At 55.7% G+C, this 18263-nt stretch carries 27 protein-coding genes and 1 tRNA gene; 1 reads left to right on the top strand and 27 read right to left on the bottom strand.

From position 1 onward, the window contains the following. Positions 1-49: 49 nt before the first annotated feature. The 19 genes from rplR to ygiD form a co-directional block, all read right to left on the bottom strand. Positions 50-409, bottom strand: a complete 360-nt coding sequence (gene rplR, locus G7069_RS06450) for a 50S ribosomal protein L18 (RefSeq protein ID WP_205758773.1) — start codon at positions 407-409, stop codon at positions 50-52. 24 nt (positions 410-433) lie between these two features. Next, entirely contained in the window at positions 434-961 is a 528-nt protein-coding gene (rplF, locus tag G7069_RS06445; protein WP_166295423.1) for a 50S ribosomal protein L6, read from the bottom strand. 16 nt (positions 962-977) lie between these two features. Next, positions 978-1376, bottom strand: coding sequence for a 30S ribosomal protein S8 (gene rpsH / locus G7069_RS06440; protein WP_166295421.1), 399 nt, complete (start codon positions 1374-1376; stop codon positions 978-980). Positions 1377-1424: 48 nt separating this feature from the next. Further along, the gene (gene rpsN, locus G7069_RS06435; protein WP_166295419.1) at positions 1425-1730 is read right to left on the bottom strand and encodes a 30S ribosomal protein S14; all 306 of its coding nucleotides are present in this window, start codon (positions 1728-1730) and stop codon (positions 1425-1427) included. A gap of 13 nt (positions 1731-1743) precedes the next feature. After that, complete coding sequence (gene rplE, locus G7069_RS06430) at positions 1744-2286, bottom strand: 50S ribosomal protein L5 (RefSeq protein WP_166295417.1); 543 nt, start codon at positions 2284-2286, stop codon at positions 1744-1746. An 11-nt stretch (positions 2287-2297) separates the two neighbouring features. Beyond that, positions 2298-2615, bottom strand: coding sequence for a 50S ribosomal protein L24 (gene rplX, locus G7069_RS06425; RefSeq protein ID WP_205758772.1), 318 nt, complete (start codon positions 2613-2615; stop codon positions 2298-2300). An 11-nt stretch (positions 2616-2626) separates the two neighbouring features. Beyond that, a complete protein-coding gene (gene rplN / locus G7069_RS06420; protein WP_166295413.1) occupies positions 2627-2995 on the bottom strand; it encodes a 50S ribosomal protein L14 in 369 nt (122 codons plus the stop codon). A gap of 14 nt (positions 2996-3009) precedes the next feature. Beyond that, complete coding sequence (rpsQ, locus tag G7069_RS06415) at positions 3010-3273, bottom strand: 30S ribosomal protein S17 (RefSeq protein WP_166295411.1); 264 nt, start codon at positions 3271-3273, stop codon at positions 3010-3012. A gap of 17 nt (positions 3274-3290) precedes the next feature. After that, on the bottom strand, positions 3291-3479 hold the full coding sequence (rpmC, locus tag G7069_RS06410) for a 50S ribosomal protein L29 (protein ID WP_166295409.1): 189 nt from the start codon (positions 3477-3479) through the stop codon (positions 3291-3293). Further along, positions 3479-3892 (bottom strand): 50S ribosomal protein L16, encoded by a 414-nt coding sequence (gene rplP, locus G7069_RS06405; RefSeq protein WP_166295407.1) that lies wholly within the window; start codon positions 3890-3892, stop codon positions 3479-3481. Before rplP ends, rpmC begins: the two co-directional genes overlap by 1 nt. 3 nt (positions 3893-3895) lie before the next feature. Continuing rightward, complete coding sequence (rpsC, locus tag G7069_RS06400) at positions 3896-4642, bottom strand: 30S ribosomal protein S3 (RefSeq protein ID WP_166295405.1); 747 nt, start codon at positions 4640-4642, stop codon at positions 3896-3898. Between the two features lie 2 nt (positions 4643-4644). Continuing rightward, positions 4645-4989, bottom strand: a complete 345-nt coding sequence (gene rplV / locus G7069_RS06395) for a 50S ribosomal protein L22 (protein ID WP_166295403.1) — start codon at positions 4987-4989, stop codon at positions 4645-4647. A 10-nt stretch (positions 4990-4999) separates the two neighbouring features. Then, positions 5000-5269: a 30S ribosomal protein S19 gene (gene rpsS, locus G7069_RS06390; protein WP_166295399.1), complete on the bottom strand. Its 270-nt coding sequence runs from the start codon at positions 5267-5269 to the stop codon at positions 5000-5002. Between the two features lie 6 nt (positions 5270-5275). After that, complete coding sequence (gene rplB, locus G7069_RS06385) at positions 5276-6103, bottom strand: 50S ribosomal protein L2 (RefSeq protein ID WP_166295398.1); 828 nt, start codon at positions 6101-6103, stop codon at positions 5276-5278. 11 nt (positions 6104-6114) lie between these two features. Further along, positions 6115-6411, bottom strand: a complete 297-nt coding sequence (gene rplW / locus G7069_RS06380) for a 50S ribosomal protein L23 (RefSeq protein WP_166295397.1) — start codon at positions 6409-6411, stop codon at positions 6115-6117. Further along, a complete protein-coding gene (rplD, locus tag G7069_RS06375; protein ID WP_166295395.1) occupies positions 6408-7013 on the bottom strand; it encodes a 50S ribosomal protein L4 in 606 nt (201 codons plus the stop codon). Before rplD ends, rplW begins: the two co-directional genes overlap by 4 nt. Before the next feature lie 2 nt (positions 7014-7015). Further along, on the bottom strand, positions 7016-7672 hold the full coding sequence (rplC, locus tag G7069_RS06370) for a 50S ribosomal protein L3 (RefSeq protein ID WP_166295393.1): 657 nt from the start codon (positions 7670-7672) through the stop codon (positions 7016-7018). Positions 7673-7684: 12 nt separating this feature from the next. Beyond that, a complete protein-coding gene (gene rpsJ / locus G7069_RS06365; protein ID WP_140908250.1) occupies positions 7685-7996 on the bottom strand; it encodes a 30S ribosomal protein S10 in 312 nt (103 codons plus the stop codon). A 444-nt stretch (positions 7997-8440) separates the two neighbouring features. After that, complete coding sequence (gene ygiD, locus G7069_RS06360) at positions 8441-9220, bottom strand: 4,5-DOPA dioxygenase extradiol (RefSeq protein WP_166295391.1); 780 nt, start codon at positions 9218-9220, stop codon at positions 8441-8443. A gap of 130 nt (positions 9221-9350) precedes the next feature. Between ygiD and G7069_RS06355 the strand changes: the two genes are divergently transcribed. Next, on the top strand, positions 9351-9998 hold the full coding sequence (locus G7069_RS06355) for a trimeric intracellular cation channel family protein (protein WP_240912498.1): 648 nt from the start codon (positions 9351-9353) through the stop codon (positions 9996-9998). Positions 9999-10110: 112 nt separating this feature from the next. On the opposite strand, the gene G7069_RS06350 is transcribed toward G7069_RS06355, so the two are convergent. From G7069_RS06350 to rpsL, 8 genes are all read right to left on the bottom strand, one after another. After that, on the bottom strand, positions 10111-10668 hold the full coding sequence (locus tag G7069_RS06350; protein WP_166295389.1) for a hypothetical protein: 558 nt from the start codon (positions 10666-10668) through the stop codon (positions 10111-10113). 147 nt (positions 10669-10815) lie between these two features. After that, entirely contained in the window at positions 10816-12036 is a 1221-nt protein-coding gene (locus G7069_RS06345; RefSeq protein ID WP_166295387.1) for an MvaI/BcnI family restriction endonuclease, read from the bottom strand. A gap of 18 nt (positions 12037-12054) precedes the next feature. Next, positions 12055-13326, bottom strand: a complete 1272-nt coding sequence (locus G7069_RS06340) for a DNA cytosine methyltransferase (RefSeq protein WP_240912663.1) — start codon at positions 13324-13326, stop codon at positions 12055-12057. 295 nt (positions 13327-13621) lie between these two features. Then, positions 13622-13697 (bottom strand) — tRNA-Ala (locus tag G7069_RS06335). Between the two features lie 81 nt (positions 13698-13778). Next, positions 13779-14969, bottom strand: a complete 1191-nt coding sequence (tuf, locus tag G7069_RS06330) for an elongation factor Tu (protein WP_166295373.1) — start codon at positions 14967-14969, stop codon at positions 13779-13781. A gap of 63 nt (positions 14970-15032) precedes the next feature. Further along, positions 15033-17129: an elongation factor G gene (gene fusA, locus G7069_RS06325; RefSeq protein ID WP_166295385.1), complete on the bottom strand. Its 2097-nt coding sequence runs from the start codon at positions 17127-17129 to the stop codon at positions 15033-15035. A gap of 152 nt (positions 17130-17281) precedes the next feature. Beyond that, entirely contained in the window at positions 17282-17749 is a 468-nt protein-coding gene (rpsG, locus tag G7069_RS06320) for a 30S ribosomal protein S7 (RefSeq protein ID WP_166295383.1), read from the bottom strand. 62 nt (positions 17750-17811) lie between these two features. After that, entirely contained in the window at positions 17812-18186 is a 375-nt protein-coding gene (gene rpsL, locus G7069_RS06315; RefSeq protein WP_166295382.1) for a 30S ribosomal protein S12, read from the bottom strand. Positions 18187-18263 lie beyond the last annotated feature (77 nt).

The raw sequence follows: 18263 nt of genomic DNA, 5'->3' as shown, positions 1-18263 counted from the left end.
TGTGATTACGGCTTAGGCCGCTTATTGTTGTTGGACTGTTGCGTGTTACTTAGAACTGCAAGCCCGCTTCACGTGCTGCATCGGCCAAAGCCTTGATGCGACCGTGGTAGCGGTAGCCCGAACGATCGAACGCAATCGCGTCAATGCCAGCGGCTTTCGCGCGCTCAGCAATCACGCGGCCGACTTGTGCGGCTGCTTCGGTGTTCTTCTTGCTCTTCAAACCACCACCGACTTCGGCTTGCAAGGTGTTCGCCGAAGCGATCACGGTTGCGCCGTCAGCCGAAAAGAGCTGGGCATAAATGTGTTGACCGGTACGCAGCACCGAAAGGCGCGGCACACCGAGGATGCGGATGCGAGCGCGCGTGGACTTGGCGCGGCGCAGACGTGCGATTTTCTTTTCCATTGCAATAACTCCCGAAAGCGGATCGGCCGATTAGGCCTTCTTGGCTTCCTTGCGGATGATGACTTCGTCTGAGTACTTCACGCCCTTGCCCTTATAAGGCTCCGGCGGGCGGAACCCACGGATCTTGGCTGCCACTTGGCCGACGAGTTGCTTGTCGGCACCCGAAACCAGGATTTCAGTCTGGGTCGGGGTTGCAATGGTAATACCTTCCGGCGCCGGAAACACGACCGGATGCGAGAAACCCAATTGAAGGTTCAGTTCTTTGCCTTGAACGGCGGCGCGGTAACCCACGCCTACAAGTTCAAGCTTGCGCTCGAAACCTTCAGACACGCCCTTCACCATGTTGGCGATGATGGCGCGAAGGGTGCCGGTCAACGGAATTTTGTCAGCGTCTGCAGCGCTCATGACGATGTTGCCGTCTTCCACTGCATAGTTGATGCCTTCCGGTTGTGCGATCGACAAGGTGCCCTTGCCGCCCTTCACAACGATTTGGCCGTTTTCGGATTTGATTTCCACGCCTTTCGGCAAGGCGATTGGTTGCTTGGCTACGCGTGACATATTCGAATTCTCCCGATTAAGCCACGAAGCACAGGACTTCACCGCCGACGCCTTGATGGCGTGCTTGCGAGTCGGTCATGATGCCTTTCGAGGTGGAAACGATGGCGATACCCAGGCCACCGAGGACTTTCGGCAAGTCGTGCTTGCTACGGTACTGACGCAGGCCCGAACGCGAAACGCGGTGCAGGCGCTCGATGACCGGACGGCCTTCGAAGTACTTCAGTTGGATTTCGAGTTCGGTCTTGTTGCTGCCGATGTCCGAGGTACGGAAGTCGGTGATGTAGCCTTCAGCCTTCAACACGCCAGCAATGGCGACCTTGATTTTTGAAGACGGCATTTTCACCGTCGGCTTGCGAACAGCGGCCGCATTCTTGATGCGGACCAGCATGTCGGCGATTGGATCAGTCATGCTCATTCGAGTATTTCCTTTAGCATCGATATCCGCGGTTAAGCGGTGTGAGTATTACCAGGAGGCTTTGCGCAAGCCCGGAACGTCACCACGCATGGTGGCTTCGCGGAGCTTGTTACGGCCCAAACCGAACTTGCTGTAGACGCCTTGCGGGCGACCAGTGAGCGCGCAACGGCTCATTTGGCGTGCCGGCGAAGAATCACGCGGCAGCTTTTGCAGCTTGGCGGAAGCATCCATCTTTTCTTCGTAGGATGCGTCCGTGCTGGCAATGATCTTCTTCAGTGCTTCGCGCTTGCCTGCATATTTGTTTGCAAGTTTGACGCGCTTCACTTCGCGGTTGATCATGGAAGTCTTGGCCATGTCAGATCCTTAATTAGTTACGGAACGGGAAGCGGAAGGCTTCGAGCAATGCCTTGGCTTCTTCGTTTGTTTTGGCGGACGTGGTGATGGCGATATCCATACCGCGGAGCGCGTCGACGGCGTCGAAGTCGATTTCCGGGAAGATGATCTGTTCCTTCAGGCCCATATTGTAGTTGCCGCGACCGTCGAACGAACGACCATTCACGCCACGGAAGTCACGCACGCGCGGGAGCGAGACGTTGATCAGGCGATCGAGGAATTCGAACATTTTGGCGCGACGCAAGGTCACCTTGGTGCCGATCGGCCAGCCGTCACGGATCTTGAACGAAGCGACCGACACGCGGCTCTTCGTGATGATCGGTTGTTGACCGGTGATCTTGGCAAGGTCTGCCACAGCGTTTTCCAACACTTTCTTGTTGGTTGCTGCTTCGCCCACGCCCATGTTGATGGTGATCTTTTCGATACGCGGCACTTGCATCGGATTGGTGTAGCCAAAGCGCTTCATCAGCACCGGCACCACTTCTTCCTTGTAGATTTTTTCGAGACGAGTTGTCATGGATTCAGTCCTTAGGCGTCAATTGCATCGCCGCTGGAGCGGAACACACGAATTTTGCGTCCATTCTCCAGCACCTTAATACCGACGCGCTCACCCTTGCCAGAAGCAGGGTTGAACAACATCACATTCGAAGCGTCGATAGCCGCTTCACGTTCAATCACACCACCGGCTTGGCCGGCTTGCGGGTTCGGCTTGGTGTGGCGTTTGATCATGTTGACGTTCGAGACGACGACTTTGCCGCCACCCACGCTGACAACATCACCTTTCTTGCCCTTGTCCTTGCCGGCAATGACGATCACTTGATCGCCTTTCTTGATACGGTTCATCAGATATCTCCGGCTCAGAGCACTTCAGGTGCAAGCGAAACGATCTTCATAAACTTCTCGGAGCGCAGTTCGCGCGTCACCGGTCCGAAGATACGGGTACCGATCGGTTCATGCTTGTTATTGAGCAACACGGCTGCGTTGCCGTCGAAACGGATCAAGGAACCGTCCGGGCGACGAACGCCTTTACGGGTACGAACGACGACGGCGTTGTACACCTCGCCCTTCTTGACCTTGCCGCGCGGAATGGCATCTTTCACCGACACCTTGATGATGTCGCCGATGTGGGCGTAACGGCGCTTGGAGCCGCCGAGCACCTTGATGCACATCACTTCTTTTGCACCCGAATTGTCAGCGACATCGAGATGGCTTTGCATTTGAATCATGGCTGTGCCTCCTCTTATTCAGCTGCGCGGGCGACGATTTCGACGACGCGCCAGTTTTTGGTTTTCGACATCGGCGCGCATTCAACGATGCGGACGAAATCACCTTCATTACACGAATTGTCAGCGTCGTGAGCGTGCAACTTGGTGGAACGGCGAATGAATTTGCCGTAGAGCGCGTGTTTGATTTGGCGCTCGACAAGAACGGTAACCGTCTTGTCCATCTTGTTGCTCACCACGCGACCTTCGACCGAGTGCTGCTTTTTATCAGTATTGTTCATGGTCAAGTCCTGGTGGGTTACTGCTTGGCGGCGCCGAGCAGCATTTTCACGCGGGCGATTTCACGGCGCACGCGACGAATTTCGTGGGTCTTGGTCATTTGGCCGGTCACCTTCTGCATACGCAGGGCGAACTGCTCCTTTTGGAGCTCAACCAGATGGCCATTCAAGTCGGTGGTCGACTTTTGGCGGAGTTCTTTAATGCTCATTAGCGCACCGTCCGGGTCACGAATTGGGTGGTGACCGAAAGCTTGGCGGCAGCCAAACGGAACGCTTCGCGCGCCGTTGCTTCGTCCACACCTTCGATTTCATAAATCATGCGGCCGGGTTGGATCTGTGCCACCCAGTACTCGACGTTACCTTTACCCGAGCCCATGCGGACTTCGATCGGCTTTTGGGTAATCGGCTTGTCCGGGAACACGCGGATCCACATCTTGCCACCGCGCTTTACATAGCGGGAGATGGCACGACGTGCGGCTTCGATTTGGCGAGCGGTCAGGCGGCCGGTTTGCGTTGAACGCAGACCGTATTCGCCAAAGCTCACTGCATTTGAGCTCCATGCCAGGCCTTCGTTACGGCCCTTGTGGAGTTTGCGGTATTTGGTTCGCTTCGGTTGCAACATGGCTTAGCCCCTTGCCTCACGATGGTCACGATCGCCGCCGCGCGGTGCACGAGGTGCACGAGCCGGACGGTCCGAACGCTCATTGCGCGGCTCGTCATTCTTTTCTTGGCCCACTTGGCTGAAGTCAAACACTTCACCCTTGTAGATCCACACCTTGATACCGATCACACCGTAGGTGGTGTGCGCTTCGGCAAAACCGTAGTCGATGTCGGCGCGGAGGGTATGCAACGGCACGCGGCCTTCGCGGTACCACTCAGAACGTGCGATTTCTGCACCATTCAAGCGGCCAGCGACATTGACCTTGATGCCCAATGCGCCGAGGCGCATGGCATTACCAACCGAGCGCTTCATCGCACGGCGGAACATGATACGGCGTTCCAGCTGTTGTGCGATGGATTCGGCGACGAGTTGTGCGTCGAGCTCCGGCTTGCGGACTTCGGTGACGTTGATGTGCGCCGGAACGCCCATCATGTCACCGACTTCTTTACGCAGCTTTTCGATGTCTTCGCCGCGCTTGCCGATCACCAGACCCGGACGTGCCGTGAAGATGGTGACGCGTGCCGTCTTGGCGGGACGTTCGATCAGGATGCGCGAGATGCCAGCCGAAGCGAGCTTCTTACGCAACATTTCGCGCACCTTCAAATCGGCGGCGAGAAAACCTGCGAATTCTTTCTTGCCGGCATACCACTTGGAGTTCCAATCTTTGGCGATGCCAAGACGGATGCCGATCGGGTTAACTTTATGACCCATGATTATTTGCCCTCGCCGACGACAATGGTGATGTGGCTGGTGCGCTTCACAATGCGCGTACCGCGACCTTTTGCACGTGCCATGAAACGCTTCAAGGACGGACCTTCGTCGACCATGATCGTTTTGACACGCAGTGCATCAGCGTCTGCGCCGTTGTTGTTTTCAGCGTTCGAAACCGCCGACCACAACAACTTGTGAATCATTGCAGCAGCCTTCTTGTCGCTGAACTTCAGCAAGTCGAGGGCGCGTGCGGCCGGGAGACCGCGGATTTGGTCTGCGACCAAACGTGCTTTTTGCGAAGAGATGCGCGCGGTGCGCAACACTGCTTTGGCGTCATTTGCATTCATAGCCATTTCCTTAGCGCCCCTTCTTGTCGCCGCCATGACCCTTAAACGTACGGGTCAATGCGAATTCGCCAAGCTTGTGACCGACCATTTGCTCGTTGACGAGCACCGGGACGTGGGCTTTACCGTTATGCACGGCAATGGTGTAACCCACCATTTCCGGCATGATCATGGAACGACGCGACCAGGTTTTGATCGGCTTCTTGGTGTTGCCGGCAGCGGCCTCCACCTTCGTGATCAGGTGGTGGTCGATGAACGGACCTTTCTTTAGTGAACGTGCCATCTTCTATCAACCCCTGCGATCGCGAACGATGAATTGCTGCGTGCGCTTGTTCTTGCGCGTCTTGTAACCCTTGGTCGGAACGCCCCACGGTGTAACCGGATGCGGATTGCCCTGACCAGCCTTTGCTTCACCACCACCGTGCGGGTGATCCACCGGGTTCATGGCTGCACCACGAACGGTCGGACGGATACCGCGCCAGCGTTTGGCACCTGCTTTGCCGAGCTTCTCGAGGCTGTGCTCGACGTTGCCGACTTCGCCGATGGTCGCGCGGCATTCAACCGGCACGCGACGCATTTCACCAGAGCGCAAACGCAAGGTGGCGTAGCCTTGTTCGCGAGCGACCAATTGGACGCCGGCGCCAGCAGCACGCGCCATTTGCGCGCCCTTGCCAGGCTTCATTTCAATGCAATGCACCGTGGTACCGACCGGGATGTTACGCAGCGGCAAGGTGTTGCCAGCGCGGATCGGCGATGCCGAACCTGCGAGCACTTGGTCGCCTGCTTTCAAGCCCTTCGGCGCAATGATGTAACGACGTTCGCCGTCTGCGTACACCAACAAAGCGATGTGCGCGGTACGGTTCGGATCGTATTCAATGCGTTCGACTTTAGCCGGAATGGATTCCTTATCGCGCTTGAAGTCGATGATGCGGTAATGCTGCTTATGACCACCGCCGACGTGGCGAGTGGTGATGCGGCCGTAGTTGTTGCGTCCACCGGTTTTGCTCTTCTTTTCCAGCAACGGTGCATACGGCGCACCCTTGTGGAGGTCGGGCGTGACAACGCGAACTGCGCTGCGACGGCCGGGAGAGGTGGGATTAAATGTCATCAATGGCATGGGTCGTTTCCTCAGGCCTTGGCCATCACGTCGATGGACTGGCCATCAGCGAGCTTGACGTATGCTTTTTTCCAGTCGCTGCGGCGGCCGGCGCGTTGACGGAAGTTTTTGGTCTTGCCCTTCACGTTGACGACGTTCACCGATTCGACCTTGACTTCAAAGATCTGCTCGACGGCTGCTTTGACGTCAGCCTTCGTAGCAGTCGTTGCGATTTCAAAGACATACTGGTTGGAGAGTTCCTGCAAACGTGCGGTCTTTTCAGACACGCGCGGCGCGCGGATTACTGCGTATACATTCGTGGCGCTCATGCCAACCACTCCTCAATCTTCTTGACCGCATCAGCCGTCATGACGACGGTGTCGGAAGCGACCAATGCGACCGGGTCGAGACCCAGGACATCGCGCACTTCAACGTACGGAATGTTGCGTGCTGCGAGATACAGGTTCTCGCTGGCATCTTCGACCACGAGCAGCGGACGCTTGCCGGCCTTCAGATCTGCAAGCTTGGTCACCAAGCCGCTGGTCTTCGGGGCGTCAACGTCGAACGCTTCGACGATGGTCAGACGGTTTTGACGGTTGAGTTCCGACAGGATGTTCATCATCGCTGCGCGGTACATCTTGCGGTTGACCTTTTGCGCGAAGCTACGCGGCTTCGCTGCGAAGGTCACACCACCGCCGACGAAGATCGGAGCAGTCAAGGCGCCGTGACGTGCACCGCCACCCTTTTGCTTCTTCGACTTCTTGGTGGTACCGGCGACTTCAGAGCGCGTCTTTTGCGCCTTGGTGCCTGCACGACCAGCGTTGCGGTATGCGGTGACAACTTGTTGGACGAGGTCCTGGTTGAATTCGCGACCGAAGATGGCGTCGGAGACCGAGACCTTCTTGTTGCTACCGTTGATTACGAGTTCCATGATCAGACCCCCTTGCTCGTCGGACGCACAATGACGTCGCCACCCGGTGCACCCGGAACGGCGCCGCGCACGGCGATCAGGCCGCGTTCTGCGTCAACTTTCACGATGGCAAGGCCTTGGGTCGTTTGCGTGTCTTGACCCATGTGACCCGACATCTTCTTGCCCGGGAACACACGACCCGGTGTTTGGCGCTGACCGATCGAACCGGGTGAACGGTGCGACAGCGAGTTACCGTGGGTGGCGTCACCCATACGGAAGTTCCAGCGCTTGATGGTGCCTTGGAAGCCCTTACCCTTCGTGACGCCTTGGACGTCGACGATTTGGCCTTCGCTGAAGATGTCAGCCTTGATTTCGCCACCTACGGCGAAGTCGGCGATCTTTTCATCAGCGACGCGGAATTCCCACAAGCCACGACCCGCTTCGACTTTCGCCTTGGCGTAGTGACCTGCACCGGTCTTGTTTACGAGTGCTGCGCGCTTCACGCCAGCGGTGACCTGGATCGCGGCGTAGCCGTCGGTTTCCGGGGTCTTCACTTGGGTGATGCGGTTCGGCGTTGCTTCAATCAAGGTCACCGGTACGGACTTGCCGTCTTCGGTGAACATGCGGCTCATGCCGGCCTTGCGACCGACGATGCCGAGCGAATGGATTTTCGCGCTCATCTGTCAGTCTCCTTAGGTCAACTTGATTTGCACGTCGACGCCCGCCGCGAGTTCGAGCTTCATCAGCGCGTCTACGGTCTTGTCGTTCGGGTCGACGATGTCAAGCACGCGCTTGTGCGTGCGGGTTTCGTACTGATCACGCGCGTCTTTATCGACGTGCGGCGAGGTCAATACGGTGTAGCGTTCAATTTTGGTCGGCAACGGAATCGGACCGCGGACTTGAGCGCCGGTGCGCTTAGCCGTTTCCACGATTTCGCTGGCCGAACGATCGATCAGTCGGTGATCGAAGGCTTTAAGCCTGATACGAATTTTTTGATCCGCCATGGCGGTGAATCCTCGGTTGAAAGAGCGAAGGCCAAGCAGCTAGGTGTGCCTGACCCAGGGCGCCGACCCTTAAAACCCAGAGGTTTTACGGTTTCGACGTATTGCAAATCCTTGAAACGACAAAGGCAGGCTCGGTTTCCCGGCCTGCCCAGACTGAAACGTAATCCGCGCCGCCCACGCATCTGCATGCGTGAGATCTGTGCGCGACAAGTCCCTGTCTGGCGAAGACGAGCAGGCATCCTGCCACTCATTTCGCGTCACTGCGGCGTGTTTTGACCCCTTTTGGGACACGTTTTCGCAAGTGGTCTTACATTCTAACGGGTTTTCAAAGCACTGCGCAAGCCCCGGAAACAAAAATTTCACGGTTCTGCGGCCTGAAGACCGGCGCGTATTGTACAGCGAATTTGGCGCGGGATGTTGGGGCGGATTAGGCCCCCATCGAAATCAGCCGTACTGAACGGTCAACATGGAGATCGAACCGCCATCCATGCCTTCGACCGGGTAGCTGGGCGCCTCATCTTCGTGGCTGGCGCCCAATATATAGAGTAAAGGGAGATAGTGTTCGGGCGTCGGGATGGAGAGCTCGGCGTCGCGGCCAAGCGCCTCATAGTGCGTTAGGGCCGTGTGGTCGCCCTCCTCCATCATCTGCTTGCAGAGGGCTTCGAACCGTGCCGCCCAGTCGAACGGTGCGACGGGGTGACGGCCCCAGGCATAGCTATGCAGGTTATGAACGACGTCACCGCTGCCCATGATGAGGATGCCTTCGTCTCGCAAGGGGCGCAGCTGGCGGCCAAGCGCGTAATGAAATGCGGGCGGCTGGCTGCTGTCGATCGACAGTTGGACGACCGGAATGTCGGCATTCGGGTAGACGTGACAGAGTACGGACCAAGTGCCGTGGTCGAGGCCCCACGCGTGGTCGGCAGCGACATCGAGCGGCCTCAAGATGTCTTGGGTGCGTTCGACGAGTTCGGCATCGCCGGGTGCCGGGTACTGCATGGCGAAAAGTTCGGGCGGGAATCCGCCGAAGTCGTGAATAGTTTTTGGATGGGCGTTCGCCGTGACGGCCGTGGTCGGCACATACCAATGTGCGGAAATCGAAAGGATGGCTTTCGGTTTAGGGATGCCCTGCCCGATCGCCCGCCAACCCTTAGACCATGGGTTGTCTTCGATGGCGTTCATTGGGCTTCCGTGGCCGAAGAACAGAGTGGGCATGCGTGCGTTCATCGGGTGCTCCTTGATGAGGCACTCAGCGTAGCAATTCGAGTTCGGCCTTAGTAGACACATCCATGCGACTGAGCGTTCCGAAAGCGCTGCTTTTCAAATGTTAAAGTGACCCACGCGACCGGGGACCGCCATGCCTTCATCTGACATGCTCTTGCTGATTGCCGACTTGATCGGGACATTCGTGTTTGCATTGAGTGGCGCCACTGTGGCCACTCGGCGACAGCTGGATCTGTTTGGCGTGCTGGTGCTTTCGTTTGCTGCTTCGAGTGCCGGTGGTATTTGTCGTGACGTATTGATCGGTGCGACGCCACCTGCCGCGTTGCGGGACTGGCGCTACTTGGCGGTCGCAATGGCTGCCGGCTTGATCACCTTCTTATGGGCGCCGTTGATTGAACGAATGAAAACACCGGTGCGGATGTTTGATGCGGCTGGGTTGGGTTTGTTTGCTGTTGCTGGTGCGCAGAAGGCTTTGGACTACGGATTGAATCCGGTAATGGCGGCATTGCTCGGTATGTTGACGGGCATCGGCGGCGGGATGTTGCGCGATGTGTTGTTGGCCGATGTGCCGATGGTGTTGCGCGCGGATTTGTATGCGATTGCGGCGTTGGCTGGGGCGACGGTTGTGGTGGTTGGTATTGCGATGGGGTTGCCGTCTGCTGCGGTTATGTTTGCGGGGGCGTTATTTTGTTTTGTGCTGCGGATGTTGGCGGTGCGGAGGGGGTGGCATTTGCCGGTGGCGGGAAATGGGCACAAAAAGTCAGATGGCGGTCCATCCTAAGCACTTAAGTCAAGCCGAGCGAATGAGAGAACTCAAACTTGTGTAACTCGAGATTTTAAAAGGCGCCCGACGAATCAAAGCTGGGAATAATTGAAAAGTTTCAGTTAAAGCGTCAGTCATCGCTCGATAAGCGCCGGTCAACCTCTTTGGCAACTTGACCAGAAAATAGGTCAAACGTGTCCAGCGATTCTTGCTCGGTTAGGCCAAAATCAAACTCCAGTTTTGTAGCCGCTAGGTTGAAATTCACAAGCACTTCTCGAGCATCCTTACCAGCGGCTCCAGCCTGAACCATCTGGGATCCGCATTCTTGTGCCAGACACCCAATCGCAGTCTTGTACTCATTGAGGAGATCTTCACTCAAATTTAAGCGATTCATTCGCCTAATTACTTGCCCGTCTCCGATAGAAGCTACGCTGACAGGTTCTTCGTAAATCGCGCTACCCGGTTCCAGAAGGTTTCTCACAGCAGCAATGAACCACTGGCTATATGTCTGAAAGAGTGCCGTAAATACTTTGTCAACCAAAAGAGGCTGATAAGTATCTTTGAAACTTGCAACGGACCGAGAAAGGATTTCTTCGCTATCAACACCTGCACGTATGAGAGACGAAGTTTCGAGCGCTTTCAATTCAGCCATCTGCCGAAGTTCTTTTAAGCTTGGGACTGCATCCATATCACTGATCCTCTATCAAGCGAGAGGCATGGGGATTCTCTTGCTAGGGCACTCTAACCCCAAGATTCGTAATTGAGCAATCTCTCGCAAATCTTCACCAATAACGGGTAGGACGCGCCCCAATGGGGCGACGTCGGCAGCGAACCGCTAAAGGGTATAGAAAGTTCCAGGCGGGAAAAGCAAGTCAAAACTATTTTTGGGTATTTTGAATAGTGGACCTTGCTCCGATACTCTGCCTCGCACATCACGCGTGATCAGATGATCGATCGTCATGATCCCCGCTTCTAACAAGGTAGGAACGGCCGAAATCAGTGGTCGCTTTGTATGAAGCACAAACTCGTACTTGAAGAACTCCCTCTCTGACTCGCGTCGAGATGCCGCATCAACCCAAAATGTCTCAGGGTGCTTTGATTGAAGAGCCGCCTGAAGACCTTGAATTGGCCAATAGGCAACTTTAGGAATTTCAGAATTCGTACTTGCCTCGAGTAGGCGATTTTGCTTTTCCTCCAGAACTAAGAACAGTCCTTGAGAGTTTGGTGCTTTTGCAGAAACAGTGCATCGCAATTGTTTCAAATACTTCGGATCACGCACATATCCAAAAGCATCTAAAATTGCTGCGCTTGATTTGAGCGGACTAACAGACCAATCCGGAACCTTTGCGAAGAGTGTCTGTCTATTTCCGGGCTTCCTACGACTGGCCTTGATCTCAATCCCCTTGTAATCAGGTGCTTTGGAGCTATTGGCGGAAATTCCCAGCAATTCCTCAAGCAATCTACCGACTTCCAAGTCTCTACGGCCTCCTGACTTACCCGCATGCCAGCGACCAGAGAGGCCTCTCATTAGCTCTAGCAACTCATCAGCTACGCCATTCTCTCTGCGAAGGTATCGCGCCAAGACCGCGTCAAGATCGACGCAATCACAATCGCGAACCATCACTGCTCCACTGGTGTAAGTGTTCACACCTGCAACCAATCCCGCATTTGAAGCATTTATGACGAGAAGCTCTTTATCTTCTGTTGCAACCAGCGCTAAAACATTTCCAGCTTCGATGTATGACTTAATACCGGCAACCCAGATTCTAGGGTCACCATTTTTGGTTGTCGGTCGATAAAGACTCGTCTCCGTCTCGTATATTCCAGTACACGTAATGATCCGGGTGCGAACGAGTTTTTTGTGATCTTGACCTTGCTGCTGAAGCTCAAAGTCATGGATTCCAGATCGTCTCAGAAAATCGCGAACGGGCGCCGTTGCATCCATGATGCTCTTGACGATCCCCGTTTGGGTCGGAACTAGGAAACTGACCTCAACTCCACGTTGTGTGAAGTAGCGCAAGACATCTTCAATTGGAACGTCGGCCGAGCTCAACATCGAATCGCCCCGAAAGAATTATTTGTGTACAAGTATGCTTGCGAGGTGGTCGCCTACCGCTTTGGCAAGCCCAACCGGCACCGCATTTCCAATTTGCGTGTACTTCGGCACCTCTCGATCAAAAATACCTTCTCGCGGGTTCCCTGCTCGACGAATCCCGCCGGTTGTGCGCTTCCCGGAGAATTGGTACCAATCCGGAAACATTTGGAGGCGTGCCCACTCACGTACCGTTAGTGTCCGCGGTTGGGAGAAATGAACGTAATCATCTGCAAGTGAAGTTGCGGTAATTGTTGGCCCATTCTCGCCCCATCTCGATGGAAGAAGCTTCTGCGCAAACTTCTTTGTCCGGAACTTCTCCGGAACTTCGCCGCCGGATTTATGCATCGCCTTGAACTTCGCCAGAACGGTCGGGTTATGCCTGCTGTACTCATGTTCCGTAACCGGCGCGCCCTTTTTTAAAGGTGAGTTTCCATCAAGCGGCATCCTCAAGAATTTCTGAATCTTCGTCGTTGCAGCGTGTGAATAGCTTTCGGTCGAGCCGCCATTCTCATAGTTGGCATCGACAAGATCTCCGAGGAGATCAATAAGGTCGGGCGCCTGCCCGCGCTTAGGAACTGGCAAATATCCGCGGCCCACGGCATTTTCGTCGTGACCTTCTCTTTCAATGGCCGCTGGAACATCATCCCTAATTCCAACCAACAGTATTCGCGGCCTGTTTTGAGGGACTCCATAGTCCTTAGCGTAGACGAGCTGTGCCGCTATTGAGTAGCCCGGAATTGACTTATATGTCGCAACGATATCTCGCCAAATCTCACCATTGGAGCCATTCTCAGTCCACTTGCTGTTTAGCAGACCGCGTACATTCTCAAATAAGAATGCGCGCGGTTGAAGGCGATGAATTATCGTCGCCATGTCTTGATAGAGATGGTTTGAAGGCAAGTTTTCCTTGTCCACTGAATAGGATCGTCGATGACCGATCCCTGAAAAGCCTTGGCATGGAGGACCGCCAACTAGAAGGTCTAGGTCTCCGTGTTCCATTCCAAACGAATCTTTGAATCGCTTCTCGAGTTCAGTGAGATATCGCTTGCGAAGGACCATTTCTTTGACGTCAGAAGAATGAAAGCCCTTCTCTTGAAGCCACGCTTGTCGTTCAACCCGATTCCGAATGTAAGTCGAACGCGCGTCATCATTTAGCTCGTTTACGAAAATTGGCTCAAAGCCTGCTAGCTCCAAGCCAAGCGACAACCCACCGCAACCCGCAAAAAGATCAACGACCTTTAGACTCTTCATCGCCAACAGACAATCTCCAACACATAAAGTAACTTCACTGCCCGGGATTTTTCCCGAATGAAGTATCACAAACTGCGACCACAACACTGACAGAGTGCCTGGCAGCGTCGGCACCTTGCAACTTTGGCAGAAAGTGTTCAAAAAGTCCAGGGAATAGGACGTAAATTGTTACCGGCAATGACTTAAATGTACGTAGGGCTTTCTTTACTAAGGTCGACAAATTAGGTCAGATTCCAATCATAGGGACGGCAGACCAAACAAAAACCTATTCAGTTCATCTAGTGCATTTGATATTTGGTGGAGCCAGGGAGGATCGAACTCCCGACCTCGTCATTGCGAACGACGCGCTCTCCCAGCTGAGCTATGGCCCCGTAGGTACGCTTCAATCATACAAAAAAAATCCCCCGCTCTTTCAAGCGGGGGATTTCGGTTATTGCGGGTAGTGCGAAAGATTACTTGATGATCTTTGCCACCACGCCGGCGCCGACGGTACGGCCACCTTCGCGAATTGCGAAGCGCAGACCTTCGTCCATTGCCACCGGGTTGATCAAGCTGACAACCATCTTCACGTTGTCGCCCGGCATCACCATTTCAACGCCTTCCGGCAACTCAACCGCACCCGTGATATCGGTGGTACGGAAGTAGAACTGCGGACGGTAACCCTTGAAGAACGGCGTGTGACGGCCACCTTCGTCTTTCGACAACACATACACTTCGGCTTCGAAGTCGGTATGCGGGTTGATCGAACCCGGCTTGCACAACACTTGGCCGCGCTCAACGTCGTCACGCTTCGTACCACGCAGCAACAAGCCTGCGTTGTCGCCTGCTTGACCTTGGTCGAGCAGCTTGCGGAACATTTCAACGCCGGTCACGGTCGTCTTCTGGGTCGGACGGATACCGACGATTTCGATTTCTTCGCCAACCTTGATCACACCGCGTTCGATACGACCGGTCACCACGGTGCCGCGGCCCGAGATCGAGAACACGTCTTCCACCGGCATCAAGAACGGCTTGTCAACGTCACGTTCCGGTTCCGGAATGTAGGTGTCCAAAGCGTCAACGAGCTTCAGGATCGCCGGCACGCCGATGTCCGATTGGTCGCCTTCCAAAGCCAAGCGAGCCGAACCGTGGATGATCGGGGTGTCGTCGCCCGGGAAGTCGTACTTCGAGAGCAATTCGCGCACTTCCATTTCGACGAGTTCGAGCAATTCTGCGTCGTCAACCATGTCAGCTTTGTTCAAGAACACAACAATGTGCGGCACGCCCACTTGGCGCGACAACAAGATGTGTTCACGGGTTTGCGGCATCGGGCCGTCAGCGGCCGAACACACCAAGATCGCGCCGTCCATCTGCGCTGCACCCGTGATCATGTTCTTCACGTAGTCGGCGTGTCCCGGGCAATCCACGTGCGCGTAGTGACGCGTCGGGCTTTCGTATTCAACGTGCGCGGTCGAGATCGTGATACCACGTGCCTTCTCTTCCGGTGCAGCGTCAATCGCCGAGTAATCTTTGAATTCACCACCGAAACGCTCAGCGCCAACCTTCGTCAGTGCTGCCGTCAAGGTCGTTTTGCCATGGTCAACGTGACCAATCGTGCCCACGTTTACGTGCGGCTTCTTGCGCTCAAACTTTTCCTTTGCCATTTCTCTTCTACCTGATTTGGAGAATTTAGATTCGGGTCTGCGACATGCAGACCCGATACTTGATTACTTCTTCTTCATCGCCTGTTCGGCGATGTTCGACGGGGCTTCGGCGTAATGGTCGAATTCCATCGAGAAGGTTGCGCGGCCTTGCGACATCGAACGCAAGGTGGTGGCGTAACCGAACATTTCACCCAGCGGGATCATCGCATTGATGATCTTGCCCGACGGGCTGTCGTCCTGACCTTGCAGGATGCCGCGACGACGCGACACGTCGCCCATGACGTCACCGAGGTAATCTTCCGGCGTCACGATTTCGACCTTCATGATCGGCTCGAGCAACACAGGCGATGCCTTGTTGAAGCCTTCCTTGAAGCCCATGGAGCCGGCGATTTTGAACGCCATTTCCGAGGAGTCGACTTCGTGGTACGAGCCGTCAAACAGCTTGACCTTGACGTCGACGATTGGGTAACCGGCGAGGATGCCGTTGGCCAATGCTTCTTGGATGCCCTTATCGACAGCCGGGATGTATTCCTTCGGCACCACACCACCGACGATCGCGTTTTCGAACTCGTAACCCTTACCGGCTTCTTGCGGTGAGATTTCGAGCCACACGTGACCGAATTGACCCTTACCACCGGACTGGCGAACGAACTTGCCTTCCGACTTGACGGTCTTGCGGATGGTTTCGCGGTAAGCCACTTGCGGCTTGCCGACGTTGGCTTCCACGTTGAACTCGCGCTTCATGCGGTCGACGATGATGTCGAGGTGCAATTCGCCCATGCCCGCGATGATGGTTTGGCCGGACTCTTCGTCGGTACGCACGCGGAACGACGGATCTTCTTGCGCCAAACGGCCCAAAGCGATACCCATCTTTTCCTGGTCCGACTTGGTCTTCGGTTCGACCGCCATCGAGATGACCGGTTCCGGGAACACCATGCGTTCGAGGATGATCGGCGCGTCCATCGAGCACAAGGTGTCACCGGTGGTGACGTCCTTCAAGCCGACGGCTGCGGCGATGTCGCCTGCCAACACTTCTTTGATTTCTTCGCGGTTGTTCGAGTGCATTTGCAGCAAACGACCGATGCGTTCCTTCTTGCTCTTGACCGAGTTCAAGACTTGGTCGCCGGCATTCAGGGTGCCGGAGTACACGCGGAAGAAGGTCAGCGAACCCACGAACGGGTCGGTGATGATCTTGAACGCGAGCGCCGAGAAGGGGTCTTTGTCGGACGACTTACGGGTCATTTCAACCGTTTCGTCATCAACGTCGAGGCCCTTCACGTCCGGCACGTCGACCGGCGACGGCAGGAGCTGGATCACGCCGTCGAGCATGGCTTGCACGCCCTTGTTCTTGAACGCGGTGCCGCAGTACATCGGCACGATTTCGGTCTTCAAGGTGCGTTCGCGCAATGCGTTGACGATTTCGGCTTCGGTCAGCTCTTCGCCGCCGAGGTACTTGTCCATCAGTTCTTCGCTGGCTTCAGCTGCGCTTTCCACCATGAAGGCACGCGCTTCTTCGGCTTCGGCTTGCAATTCGGCCGGAATGTCCTTGTATTCGAACTTCATGCCTTGCGAAGCGGTATCCCAATGGATCGCTTTCATCTTCAGCAAGTCAACGACGCCTTCGAAGTTGTCTTCAGCACCGATCGGCACTTGCATCGGCACCGGCACTGCGCCCAGGCGCGACTTCAACTGGTCGCGAACCTTGAGGAAGTTGGCACCGGTACGGTCCATCTTGTTGACGAACGCGATGCGCGGCACGTGGTACTTGTTGGCTTGGCGCCACACAGTTTCCGACTGCGGCTGCACGCCACCGACTGCACACAACACGAACACGGCACCGTCGAGCACGCGCAAGGAGCGCTCTACTTCGATGGTGAAGTCAACGTGGCCGGGGGTATCGATGATGTTGAAGCGGTGTTCCGGCAAGGACTTGTCCATGCCTTTCCAGAACGCGGTGGTGGCCGCGGATTGGATCGTGATACCGCGTTCTTGTTCTTGTTCCATCCAGTCCATGGTGGCGGCGCCATCGTGCACTTCACCGATCTTGTGGCTCTTGCCGGTGTAGAACAGGATGCGTTCGGACGTGGTGGTCTTGCCAGCATCGATGTGGGCCATGATGCCGAAGTTGCGATAGCGTTCGATAGGAGTGGTGCGTGCCACGGTCGTCTCTCTCTTTGGGTTTAACCGGAAGGAAATCCCTACCGGTAAATGCCCAGACGCCGCCCATGGGGCGGCCTCTGGATGGATCCACGCGCCCGAAAGCGCGTGAGGTCGCGAAGGCCGGTGTTACCGGCTTCCACTAGGCAAATGAATTACCAGCGGAAGTGCGCAAAGGCCTTGTTGGCTTCTGCCATACGGTGCGTTTCTTCGCGCTTCTTGATGGCCCCGCCGCGGCTTTCCGAGGCGTCCATCAATTCAGCTGCGAGCTTGCGCGGCATGGAGTTTTCACCACGCTTACGCGCGGATTCAATCAACCAACGCATGGCCAATGCCATACGACGTGAAGCGCGAACTTCGACCGGCACCTGATAGGTGGCACCGCCAACGCGGCGCGATTTCACTTCGACTGTCGGTGCGACGTTTGCGAGTGCTTTTTCCACCAATTCCAAAGAATTGGGGTTCTTTTCACCGATCACGTCCATGGCGCCGTAGACGATCTTTTCAGCGATCGACTTCTTGCCACTTTGCATGACCATGTTGATGAAACGAGCAATGGTTTCCGATCCGTGCTTCGGATCCGGAAGAACATTGCGTTGCGGGGTTGAACCTTTACGCGACATGGGTGTATCTCAATCTGTAGTTCTTGGATGCCACCGGATCAAACCCGGTGACAGGAAATGGCTTAAGCCTTCGGACGCTTCGCGCCGTACTTCGAACGGCGTTGGCGGCGCTTGGCGACACCGGCGGCGTCGAGCGAACCGCGCACGGTGTGGTAACGCACACCCGGCAAATCCTTCACACGACCACCGCGGATCAAGACCACGCTGTGCTCTTGCAAGTTATGGCCTTCGCCACCGATGTACGAAATGACTTCGTAACCGTTGGTGAGACGCACCTTGGCCACCTTACGCATCGCCGAGTTCGGCTTCTTCGGGGTGGTGGTGTAAACGCGCGTGCAGACACCGCGACGTTGCGGGCAGTTCGCCAAAGCAGGCGACGTGCTCTTGTATGTTTCCGGGCTCCGCGGCTTGCGGACCAGCTGGTTAATGGTTGCCATGATTTACCGTGTGATTCGAGGGCTGATTGCCCGTTCAGTTCAAACAACAAAGCCGGGAAACATGCGAAACCCGGCCA

Source organism: Lysobacter sp. HDW10 (assembly GCF_011300685.1).
In the GTDB taxonomy this organism is placed as follows: domain Bacteria; phylum Pseudomonadota; class Gammaproteobacteria; order Xanthomonadales; family Xanthomonadaceae; genus Solilutibacter.
This window is presented reverse-complemented; position numbering and strand designations above follow the sequence as displayed.

Bases quoted from the DNA above. Each gene is read 5' to 3' on its own strand.
- rpsC (WP_166295405.1), bottom strand. From the start codon at position 4,642: ATGGGTCATAAAGTTAACCCGATCGGCATCCGTCTTGGCATCGCCAAA.
- rplB (WP_166295398.1), bottom strand. From the start codon at position 6,103: ATGCCATTGATGACATTTAATCCCACCTCTCCCGGCCGTCGCAGCGCA.
- rplD (WP_166295395.1), bottom strand. From the start codon at position 7,013: ATGGAACTCGTAATCAACGGTAGCAACAAGAAGGTCTCGGTCTCCGAC.
- rpsL (WP_166295382.1), bottom strand. From the start codon at position 18,186: ATGGCAACCATTAACCAGCTGGTCCGCAAGCCGCGGAGCCCGGAAACA.
- G7069_RS06350 (WP_166295389.1), bottom strand. From the start codon at position 10,668: ATGGATGCAGTCCCAAGCTTAAAAGAACTTCGGCAGATGGCTGAATTG.
- rplW (WP_166295397.1), bottom strand. From the start codon at position 6,411: ATGAGCGCCACGAATGTATACGCAGTAATCCGCGCGCCGCGCGTGTCT.
- G7069_RS06345 (WP_166295387.1), bottom strand. From the start codon at position 12,036: ATGTTGAGCTCGGCCGACGTTCCAATTGAAGATGTCTTGCGCTACTTC.
- rpsJ (WP_140908250.1), bottom strand. From the start codon at position 7,996: ATGGCGGATCAAAAAATTCGTATCAGGCTTAAAGCCTTCGATCACCGA.
- rpmC (WP_166295409.1), bottom strand. From the start codon at position 3,479: ATGAGCATTAAAGAACTCCGCCAAAAGTCGACCACCGACTTGAATGGC.
- G7069_RS06340 (WP_240912663.1), bottom strand. From the start codon at position 13,326: ATGAAGAGTCTAAAGGTCGTTGATCTTTTTGCGGGTTGCGGTGGGTTG.
- rplF (WP_166295423.1), bottom strand. From the start codon at position 961: ATGTCACGCGTAGCCAAGCAACCAATCGCCTTGCCGAAAGGCGTGGAA.
- rpsN (WP_166295419.1), bottom strand. From the start codon at position 1,730: ATGGCCAAGACTTCCATGATCAACCGCGAAGTGAAGCGCGTCAAACTT.
- rpsS (WP_166295399.1), bottom strand. From the start codon at position 5,269: ATGGCACGTTCACTAAAGAAAGGTCCGTTCATCGACCACCACCTGATC.
- rplV (WP_166295403.1), bottom strand. From the start codon at position 4,989: ATGAATGCAAATGACGCCAAAGCAGTGTTGCGCACCGCGCGCATCTCT.
- rpsG (WP_166295383.1), bottom strand. From the start codon at position 17,749: ATGTCGCGTAAAGGTTCAACCCCGCAACGCAATGTTCTTCCGGATCCG.
- rplN (WP_166295413.1), bottom strand. From the start codon at position 2,995: ATGATTCAAATGCAAAGCCATCTCGATGTCGCTGACAATTCGGGTGCA.
- ygiD (WP_166295391.1), bottom strand. From the start codon at position 9,220: ATGAACGCACGCATGCCCACTCTGTTCTTCGGCCACGGAAGCCCAATG.
- rpsH (WP_166295421.1), bottom strand. From the start codon at position 1,376: ATGAGCATGACTGATCCAATCGCCGACATGCTGGTCCGCATCAAGAAT.
- rpsQ (WP_166295411.1), bottom strand. From the start codon at position 3,273: ATGAACAATACTGATAAAAAGCAGCACTCGGTCGAAGGTCGCGTGGTG.
- tuf (WP_166295373.1), bottom strand. From the start codon at position 14,969: ATGGCAAAGGAAAAGTTTGAGCGCAAGAAGCCGCACGTAAACGTGGGC.
- rplP (WP_166295407.1), bottom strand. From the start codon at position 3,892: ATGTTGCAACCGAAGCGAACCAAATACCGCAAACTCCACAAGGGCCGT.
- G7069_RS06355 (WP_240912498.1), top strand. From the start codon at position 9,351: ATGCCTTCATCTGACATGCTCTTGCTGATTGCCGACTTGATCGGGACA.
- rplC (WP_166295393.1), bottom strand. From the start codon at position 7,672: ATGAGCGCGAAAATCCATTCGCTCGGCATCGTCGGTCGCAAGGCCGGC.
- rplE (WP_166295417.1), bottom strand. From the start codon at position 2,286: ATGACAACTCGTCTCGAAAAAATCTACAAGGAAGAAGTGGTGCCGGTG.